1 protein-coding gene is annotated in these 317 nt (G+C 55.5%); it reads right to left on the bottom strand.

Translation table 11 applies throughout. From position 1 onward, the window contains the following. Positions 1-317: Ig-like domain-containing protein (locus tag AC2A4J_RS20435; protein ID WP_484177308.1), on the bottom strand; the 317-nt coding region annotated here is incomplete at both ends.

Genomic DNA, 317 nt, shown 5'->3' with positions numbered 1-317 from the left:
TCATTCGTACCCGTCACGGTAATCGTTAAGGTCGTTGTGTCGGTCGCATTTTGGTCGTCGGTCACGGTCACTGGGATTTCAAGAACCAGTTTCTCGCCTTCTTCCAAGCTGTCGTAAGACGACGCATCGAAGCTGTAAGAACCGTCTTCGTTCAACGTCAAGCCTTCCACTGTTGAGGTCGTGCTGAACGTTAAGCTCGCATCGTCCGCAAGATCCACATCGCTGGCACTGATGGTGCCGGTGATGGTCGCGTCTTCTGCCACCGCACCCGTTGCCGCTTCCGCGACTGGCGCGTCATTCGTACCCGTCACGGTAAT

The organism is Marinomonas sp. ATLA20 (assembly GCF_057180105.1).
Note: the sequence above shows the minus strand (reverse complement) of the source record. Positions and strands in the feature narration are given on the sequence as shown.